This window comes from Prosthecobacter sp. (assembly GCF_044373815.1).
Classification (GTDB): Bacteria; Verrucomicrobiota; Verrucomicrobiia; order Verrucomicrobiales; family Verrucomicrobiaceae; genus Prosthecobacter.
Genome location: NZ_JBIPNG010000526.1, coordinates 1 through 4,357 on the forward strand (window position 1 = coordinate 1; position 4,357 = coordinate 4,357).

The 4,357-nt window shown below is 59.7% G+C and carries 6 protein-coding genes; 4 read left to right on the forward strand and 2 right to left on the reverse strand.

All coding sequences use genetic code 11. The features are described 5' to 3' along the window. Nucleotides 1-247 precede the first annotated feature (247 nt). Complete coding sequence (locus ACIREA_RS27480; protein WP_397385519.1) at nucleotides 248-580, forward strand: hypothetical protein; 333 nt, start codon at nucleotides 248-250, stop codon at nucleotides 578-580. A 260-nt stretch (nucleotides 581-840) separates the two neighbouring features. On the opposite strand, the gene ACIREA_RS27485 is transcribed toward ACIREA_RS27480, so the two are convergent. Next, entirely contained in the window at nucleotides 841-1,299 is a 459-nt protein-coding gene (locus ACIREA_RS27485) for a hypothetical protein (RefSeq protein WP_397385520.1), read from the reverse strand. A 67-nt stretch (nucleotides 1,300-1,366) separates the two neighbouring features. On the opposite strand from ACIREA_RS27485, the gene ACIREA_RS27490 reads away from it, so the two are divergent. Further along, nucleotides 1,367-2,551 (forward strand): SGNH/GDSL hydrolase family protein, encoded by a 1,185-nt coding sequence (locus tag ACIREA_RS27490; protein ID WP_397385521.1) that lies wholly within the window; start codon nucleotides 1,367-1,369, stop codon nucleotides 2,549-2,551. Nucleotides 2,552-2,754: 203 nt separating this feature from the next. Then, nucleotides 2,755-3,279, forward strand: coding sequence for a GNAT family N-acetyltransferase (locus ACIREA_RS27495; RefSeq protein ID WP_397385522.1), 525 nt, complete (start codon nucleotides 2,755-2,757; stop codon nucleotides 3,277-3,279). Here ACIREA_RS27495 and ACIREA_RS27500 read toward each other — a convergent pair. Next, a complete protein-coding gene (locus tag ACIREA_RS27500; protein WP_397385523.1) occupies nucleotides 3,266-3,559 on the reverse strand; it encodes a DUF1778 domain-containing protein in 294 nt (97 codons plus the stop codon). The genes ACIREA_RS27495 and ACIREA_RS27500 overlap by 14 nt on opposite strands. Nucleotides 3,560-3,837: 278 nt before the next feature. Between ACIREA_RS27500 and ACIREA_RS27505 the strand changes: the two genes are divergently transcribed. Further along, nucleotides 3,838-4,357 (forward strand): DUF1501 domain-containing protein (locus ACIREA_RS27505; protein ID WP_397385524.1); only part of this gene is annotated, 520 nt, incomplete at its 3' end.

The following is a 4,357-nucleotide window of genomic DNA, read 5'->3' on the forward strand; positions in this document are numbered from 1 at the left end:
CTCGAAGGCTACTCCGCCGAGTACATCCGAAAAAAGTGAGCCAGCCCCAAAAGGGGGTCAGTGTGCAAATACTTGACAAAATATCCCGCTCATCCCTGCGCTCTCATTGGCCATCCAGCCGCCGCCACTCCTCATTCACGGTGCCGCAGCAAGCCATTCGCCACCATCGCAGCACCCTCGCAGAAAAGTTGACGTCCCACCCGCGCAGGCCAGTCTGTCGCAGCCCATACCCACCTCACACTGACGCATGCCATCTCCCATTCCCCCAGACTTGGTGCTTCGTGTGCTCGGCATTTTTGACTGGTGCGTGCAGGGGCTTCTTTTCGGGCTCTCATTCATCTACCCGTGGTTCGCGCCACGCAGGCGTCGCCGGGCGGTGGTGCTGTATCCCCTCGTCATCGCCTTCTTCTGGGGCCTCTGGCGTGTGAGCTGCTTTGACGCCCTCTTCCACATCGACTGCCCCGGCATCGGCTACTGGGCCGCCGGCGTCTTGCTCGCGGGCATCGGCCTCATTTTCCACCTCCTGCGCTGGGCCTTCACCCGCAGCCAAGCAGTGCCCGATCAACCTCCGGCCCCATGATGGCATCAGCGCACCGGGCGGACTCGCTGGTCATTGGCAGGCGTATAGCGCTTCGCAAAACTCATTTCCGTTTAGCAGGTTGCTTCTTGATCGAGGATCATGGGCTTCGACGGCGGCTGGCTGAGGACAGCCAGCCCTACCAGCGCTGAGCATGCGAGCGCCCTGCGCGAGGTAGGGCGGCTTGTCCTCAATCCGCCGCCGAGCGTCTCCACGCTCGCTTTCTGGAAATCAATTTTGGAAAACGCTATAGCGCGCCTTGCTCAGACTTGGCTTGAAACGACCATTTTAAGAATCCATCCATCGTGTCCCTTTTCGATTTCGATCTCGGTCCTGAGTCGTCCCTCGGTTCTCAAAGGGGCGCAGGCTTCCTGCAGCCGCTTGAGCAGCGCCGCAGAATCCTTCTTGAAGAGAAGCTGCCTCTCCGCCCGGATTCCGTTGTCAATTTCTGACGTGCCCTCAAGAACATGGATGAACGTTTCCTCCGGCAGGGCAGAGCTGACCTTCCGCTCGCATTCATCCAGGCGGCCCAGTGCTTCATGCAGCAGATCCCGATGAGGCGAAACAAAGACAGGGTGCCTGGCATAGTAGCCATTCAGCCCGATCAGGCCCATCACCACGAAGCCCGCAGCGATCCATAGACATGTTTTCAAAGTCATTGGGCTCCGTAAGGCATTCGGATTCGAATTCAAAACGAGATTTCGTCCGAAGCAAGCCACCATATCCCCCACACAATCCATCCGCAGAAAAGTTGACGCCCCACCCGCGCAGGCCAGTCTGCCGCACACCATGACCACCTTCCAGCCACCCGCGCCTCAGCCACGCCGCAGCCGCTTCTCCCTGCGCCATCTCCTTCTCTGCACCTGCCTCGTTTCCCTCAGCCTCCTCAGCGCGCCACTGGCCGCACAGCAGGCCCAAAGCACAGCACAGGTCTTCATCCCAGCAGATGATACCAGCATCGGCTACTCCGGCTACGTGCACATGGAGTTCGTGCCGTACGTGAAGGAGGATCTCTTGTCCGCCCCCAAGCTCGCGCGCTTTGACCGCGTGTTCGACATCCCCGGCAAAGGCTACCGCTGGGACAACCCTGGCGCGCGCATTCGCTTCCGCACCGATGCCAAGCATGTGAAGGTGCTGCTCCACTTCAATGAGCTCCACACCTCCGCCAGCGCGCGCAACAGCCAGGGCCTCTATCTCATCGACGGCGTCACCCAGCCCACCTGGACGTTCCGCACAAAAGCCACCCAGGCCAGGCGCGACCCCGAAACAGTCTCAGTACACATAAAAGTCGGCGAACTCGGCGGTCCCCGCGTCTTTCACGATTACGAGATCATCCTCCCCTACGGCGACTCCGTCGATTTTCAGGGCATTGAAGTCACTCCAGCCCCCGCCCAAATGGAGCCACCGCCCGCGGCACCCGCTGTGCGATACGTCGCTTATGGCGACTCCGTCACGCACGGCTTCACCGCCAGCGCCATCGACAAAACCTACCCGTATCTGGTAGCTCAAAAGAGGGGCTGGCAGCTCATCAATCTCGGTCTGGGCGGTCGCGCCTCCAACGTGGTTGATGCCCACGTCCTGAAAACCCTCAAGGCCGACGTCATCACCGTGCTCATGGGCGTGAACGACTGGCAGGGCGGCGGCCCCGTGGAGCGCTACCGCAAAAACATGATGGGCTTCTTCGATGCCCTCCGCGCCGTGCAGCCCACCGTGCCCATCTACTTCATCACCTCCCTCTATGTGCCCCCCGCCTGGAGCCCCAAGACCCAGATCGCCGATCTCGAAGCCTACCGCCAGGTCGCCCGCGAAATCGTCACCGCCCGCAAAGACCCCCATATGCACCTCATCGAAGGCCTCGACCTCATCGACCACGACCCCAAGTTGTTCGATCCTGTCGCCGTACACCCCAATGACCAAGGCTTCGCGCAAATGGGGGAGAGGCTGGCGAAGCAGATGAAGAAACCGGGGAAGTGAAGGGGGGGGATCTTCATCATCGCCGGGGAGCAACACCGATTCACACCACCATCTGGAGTGAAGATGGCCCACTCATCGATCCAGAGATTTTGATGCGCTTCTCATTCACCAGTTAGTATTCTCGGGCTTTGTGTAAACCGTGGGTGAAACACCTGGAATTTCTTTGGTTTTTATGGCCAAGAGACTAGAATGAAAAATTTCCAATGACACTCCAGAAGCCAGATTTCATCATCGAACCCCTCAACCCTGCGATCCATCGCCGGGATGAGTTCGATTGTGGAGTCCCTGCACTGAATGATTTCCTGCGCACACGGGCGCGTAAGGAGATGGATGCCGGAACGTCAGCGTGCTTTGTCATCGTGCCGAAGTCTGATCCTGGAATGATAGCGGGTTACTACACACTTTCTGCGGCGACGGTGGTTCGTACAGCTTTGCCGGAGGCTCTTACCAAAAAGCTGCCGCGTTACGAAGAACTTCCTTCGACGCTACTTGGCCGGCTTGCTCGCGATATTCGATTCAAGGGGCAAAATATTGGCGAGCTCTTGATGGCCAGTATGCTGCGTCGTTCGGTTGCAGCTTCTCAAGAGGTGGCATCCTGGGCGGTCGTCACGGATCCTAAGGATGAGAAAGCCCGGCAGTTTTATGCCAGTTTTGGTTTTCAGTCGCTGACTACCGATAGAATGTTTTTGCCCATGAAACAGGCGGCTGGATGGATCAACGCTCGGTGACCGATGCACGATGGAGTGCCAACGCCTCGCGCATCCGCTTGGTGGGTTGCTTGAGAGGGCCGGTTAGTGCTTTCACAAAACGCTGAGATTCAGCTTGGTTCAATCGGACAACATTATGGCGCTGAACAACTTCCTCAGCTGCCGCCCGAACATGAGAAACGACGAAAACTGCCACGGAACATCCCTCCAGCCCTGCGGCACGCTCCAAAAGAGCCTTGTCTTCCGGTGTAACGCGGGCAACGAGACGGTCGGATCGGCGATGGATGGCTACGGCTGGCATGGGTGATTGTGTGCCAAAGTGTGCCACAGATTAAGCTTTGCGCAACTCTGGTTTCATCTGACCTCCTTCTTCATCCCACGGATCTGCCCCCCCCCATTTCCCCTCGCCTCACCACACCCCCACGCGTCATCCACCCGCCTCCTCCTTCCCACCACGAATCCGTCCCCGTTTTGCAACATCACCCGCTCTGCCGCTGTAGATCTCACACCATGAACCTTGGGTTGCAGCAGCGCAGCGCTCCAGCGCTTTGTCCCGATCGACGTCGGCTTTTGAAGTCGATGTCTGCGGGCGTCCTCGGGCTGGGATTGCCGGAGTGGCTGGCCTTGCAGGCGAGGGCGGGCAATGCGACCGGAGCCGTGCAAGCAGGGCAGGCGAAGCGCGTGCTGGTGATCTATGAAGAGGGCGGCATCAGCCAGATGGACTCGTTTGATCCGAAGCCGGACGCGCTGTTTGATCACCGGTCGCCGTTCAAGCCGATCCCGACGAGCGTGCCCGGCACGCATTTCTCCGAGCTCATGCCGCTCACGGCGAAGCAGGCGCATCGGCTCGCCGTCGTGCGCTCGATGACCTCTGCGCCCACGGCCGGGCACAAGGAGTGCTGCCAGGAATTCTTCAAAGGCTACCGCAACACCAACGCCTTCGACTTTCCCGACATCGGCGCGGTGGTGACGGAGCTCATGGGCACGGAGCGGCCCGAGATGCCAGGCTACATCTTTTGCCCGGGCATCAACATGCCCAATGCCGTCACCAGCACGGGGTTTCTGCCCGCGAGCCGCGCGCCGTGGAAGCTCGGCACCA

Coding starts and splice junctions, on each gene's coding strand:
- ACIREA_RS27480 (WP_397385519.1), top strand. CDS start 248: ATGCCATCTCCCATTCCCCCAGACTTGGTGCTTCGTGTGCTCGGCATT.
- ACIREA_RS27485 (WP_397385520.1), bottom strand. CDS start 1,299: ATGGTGGCTTGCTTCGGACGAAATCTCGTTTTGAATTCGAATCCGAAT.
- ACIREA_RS27495 (WP_397385522.1), top strand. CDS start 2,755: ATGACACTCCAGAAGCCAGATTTCATCATCGAACCCCTCAACCCTGCG.
- ACIREA_RS27500 (WP_397385523.1), bottom strand. CDS start 3,559: ATGCCAGCCGTAGCCATCCATCGCCGATCCGACCGTCTCGTTGCCCGC.
- ACIREA_RS27490 (WP_397385521.1), top strand. CDS start 1,367: ATGACCACCTTCCAGCCACCCGCGCCTCAGCCACGCCGCAGCCGCTTC.